The 3,524-nt window shown below is 40.1% G+C and carries 4 protein-coding genes; 2 read left to right on the top strand and 2 right to left on the bottom strand.

Translation table 11 applies throughout. The annotated features are described in order from the left end of the window. The coding region (locus tag WBM70_RS10975; protein ID WP_424558542.1) for a multiheme c-type cytochrome at positions 1 to 833 on the bottom strand (833 nt) is incomplete at its 3' end. Between the two features lie 112 nt (positions 834 to 945). Between WBM70_RS10975 and WBM70_RS10970 the strand changes: the two genes are divergently transcribed. Continuing rightward, on the top strand, positions 946 to 1,761 hold the full coding sequence (locus tag WBM70_RS10970) for a peptidyl-prolyl cis-trans isomerase (protein WP_424558541.1): 816 nt from the start codon (positions 946 to 948) through the stop codon (positions 1,759 to 1,761). Between the two features lie 61 nt (positions 1,762 to 1,822). Continuing rightward, positions 1,823 to 2,389 carry a dCTP deaminase gene (dcd, locus tag WBM70_RS10965; protein WP_424558540.1) on the top strand — a complete coding sequence of 189 codons (567 nt, stop codon included), beginning with the start codon at positions 1,823 to 1,825 and terminating at the stop codon, positions 2,387 to 2,389. Between the two features lie 2 nt (positions 2,390 to 2,391). On the opposite strand, the gene WBM70_RS10960 is transcribed toward dcd, so the two are convergent. Then, positions 2,392 to 3,524: asparagine synthetase B family protein (locus WBM70_RS10960; RefSeq protein ID WP_424558539.1), on the bottom strand; the 1,133-nt coding region annotated here is incomplete at its 5' end.

Genomic DNA, 3,524 nt, shown 5'->3' with positions numbered 1-3,524 from the left:
ATGTCATGCACAGTCACCGTGACATCCCGTGAAGACTGGATGGCATGCACAAGCATATGCCCATCCTCTTTTTTAGAGATACTTTTATCTTTACCCTCATACAATCCTGCATTCGAGTATGGTACATGACAGGAAGCACACCCTATCCCCCGATAGTCTCCTCTTCTTTCACGTCCTTTCCCACCCGTATGACAACGTAAACACTCTTGTCTTAGATAAGTATAGACAGAAAGCGTAGGATCTTTTTCTATCTCTTCTGCAGTAGGTGCAGCAGGGAGTTCTTTGGTCTCCATAGGGAAACCTTGCGGTTCCAGTGCAGAAAGCTCTTCCATATATTTTTTGTAGCTCTCTGTTCCAAGACGTTTATGCGGATCCGGTGATTTTCCTCCAAAGTTCGTGTAGGTATGTTTGTACCCCTCTTTTGCTCCAAAGCCCCACAAGGCACCATGTATTTTGCCCTGTTCGGTTGCCATAAGGTTGTTTTCCTGTGCTGCTACCTGATTGGGGTGACACATCCCGCAAGTGTTTTCATTGATCCAGGGACTGGCAGGATAAGGATAAAAGGCTTTAGGTCCCTCATGTGATTCAAAAAATTTCAATGTGCCGCTATGTGCATCTTCTTTCTCTTTTTCCTTAGGGTTTCCTCCATGACACACCACACAATCATTGCCCTTAACGCCTGCTTCTTCAGCCTTTTGCAAAATAGCCTGCATCATGCCTGAGTTTCTTTCACGTATGTCTGCAACACCCTCGTGACAGTCCATACAGGAGTTTTCAGTTTCCGCTACGGTCAATGTGATTAATAACGTCAAGAGGCTGAGAATTTTTATCATGTTTTGCGCCTTTTTTGCATAAAAAAGTATTATATCCTAAATGCAATAATTCATATAATATTTACATGATTATGTTATAATTTTCCAACTTAATAGGGAAACGGATATATATATGAAAAAACTTGTGCTACTTGGATTTATCACCTTACTGACATTCTCCCAGGCTAAAATGATAGATGCGATTGCCATCATCGTTGAGGGAGAACCTGTAACTACTGCAGAGATACGTGCCGTACAACAACAAATGCAAATCTCTAAAGAGGAAGCTGTCAATCTTCTTATCCAAGACCGATTACAAAAATCTGCGATGAAAGACATCACTATTCCAGAGGAAGATATTGATTCAAAGATTGCTGCTATCGCAGAGAACAATAACCTTACCATTCCAAAGATGCAAAAGATCTTGCAAGAACAGGGTACAACTTGGAACAAATACCGTTCAGGGGTGAGAGAGGCGCTGAAAAAAGAGAAGTTTTTTCAACAAAATGTGGTCAGGTCTATCCCTACTCCAAGTGAGGATGAACTAAAACTTTTTTACGGCAATCATCAAGAAGAGTTTACTATTCCTTCACATGTGAACCTGATCGAATATTCTGCACCTTCAGAAGCAAGTATGAAAAATTTTCTTCAGACTAAAAACACCAAAGGTATCAAAAGCCGTTCTGTAAAAAAATCGACAAAAGACCTCAATCCTACCTTACTTGGTAGCATATTACAAACACAAGATGGTTCATTTACACGTCCACTCAATGCCGGAGACAAATATATCAGCTATAAGGTCATCTCTAAAGAAGGTCAAGAAAGTATGCCTTTTGAAGCAGCCAGAGGTGCTGTAACTGCAAAATGGAAGCAACAGCAACAAGGTAAAGCACTTAAAGACTATTTTGAAAAAATAAAAACCAATGCCGATATACAGGTACTCAGATAAACTAAAGCGTACTATGGACTTTGTTCATAGCAGATAAGAATATTAAGATGAAGGGAAAAATATGGGATTAAAATCCGATAAATGGATACGTGAAAAATCACTCGAAGAAGAGATGATAACACCTTTTTGTGAAGGACTTGTAGGAGAAGGTGTAGTAAGTTATGGGTTAAGCTCTTATGGGTACGATATTCGTGTTACAGATGAGTTTAAGATCTTTACAAATATCAATGCTGAAGTGGTTGATCCAAAAGATTTTAATGAGAACAATGTAGTTGACTTTAAAGGGGATGTATGTATCGTACCTCCTAACTCTTTTGCCCTGGCAAGAACCGTAGAGTACTTTAAAATGCCAAGTGATACTTTGGCGATCTGTCTGGGGAAAAGTACCTATGCGCGCTGTGGGATCATCGTAAATGTAACACCATTTGAACCTGGGTTTGAAGGTCATATCACTATAGAAATATCCAATACGACTCCGCTCCCTGCTAAAATATATGCCAATGAAGGTATCGCACAGGTACTCTTCTTGCAAGGAGATGAGCAGTGTGAAACAACCTACAAAGACAGACAAGGTAAATACCAAAGTCAAACCGGTATTACCCTTCCGAGAATTCTTAAAAAAGCTTAACTTTATAGCACTCTTTTTTCCAGCCACTTACATAACATGTAGAGGGAAAAGAGATGCTGTTTGAACATCCCCTGTCTCCCTTTCTCCAGATACATGTCAAGCTCCTCTTCATTAAAAAGGTTCATCTGTTCTTGAACGCGTTTAATGACAGCTAACTCTCCACTCTCATGCAGCCATTCCATATACGGATAATTAAACCCTTTTTTCTTACGATGAACGATCTCTTCGGGGAGATACTTACTGGCGACACTTTTCACCAATGCCTTAGGTGTTCCAGACATACGAAGTTCCGGACTGCAAGCAAATGCTGCGGCCACTACTTCTTTGTCTAAAAATGGGCTTCGCGCTTCTATACTGTGTGCCATGCTCATACGGTCCAGTTTACGTAAAAAGACATTACCCAGCATCACTTTGAGATCTAAAAAACTGTACCAGTCTATAGGAGAAGTACATCCGCTCTGTTTGAATTCTTCTTTGTAGGGTTCAAGCGCAGCTAAAGCGTTATTGTCTTTCACATTTATTCGCAAAAGTCTGTTTTGCTGAAGGTCGGTAAATATTTCTGCTGTTGAGCGGAACAGCATACTTTCTTCAAATACACGTTTGTGCCACTCCCACTCTTTATGCATCGAAAAATGAGATTTAAAATAATGTTGTAACCATCCTTTGTACTTTAACTCCTTAGCTTTTTCCAGATCATAAAACTCTTTATAGGTTCTGTATCCCATAAACAGTTCATCACTTCCATCCCCTGTTAAAACGACTTTAAACCCCTCTTTATTGACCTCTTTCATCACATGGTAAAGTGGCAACATCGCAGGGTCTGCCAAAGGTTCATCTAGAGATTCAACTACCTCTTTTATGGTATGTAAAAAATCTGTCTTGCTAAACAGCACTTCATGATGATTTGACCCTATATGTTCTGCCACTCGCTTGGCAAAAGGACGTTCATCATATTTATCATATCCTTCATACCCTATACTGAAAGTATCTATTCTCTCTGATTGAGACGCCATCGCAGAGATCAAAGAAGAATCCAATCCTCCAGAAAGCAGACAGGCGAACTTTACTTCTGTAGGCAAGCGTAATGCTACAGACTCCAGAATCACACTTTCTAAACGTGCTTCTGCCTGTTCTT

It is taken from the genome of Sulfurovum sp., assembly GCF_049668085.1.
GTDB lineage: Bacteria > Campylobacterota > Campylobacteria > Campylobacterales > Sulfurovaceae > Sulfurovum.
The sequence above is the reverse complement of the archived record's forward strand: the minus strand, read 5'-3'. Positions and strand labels throughout refer to the sequence as shown.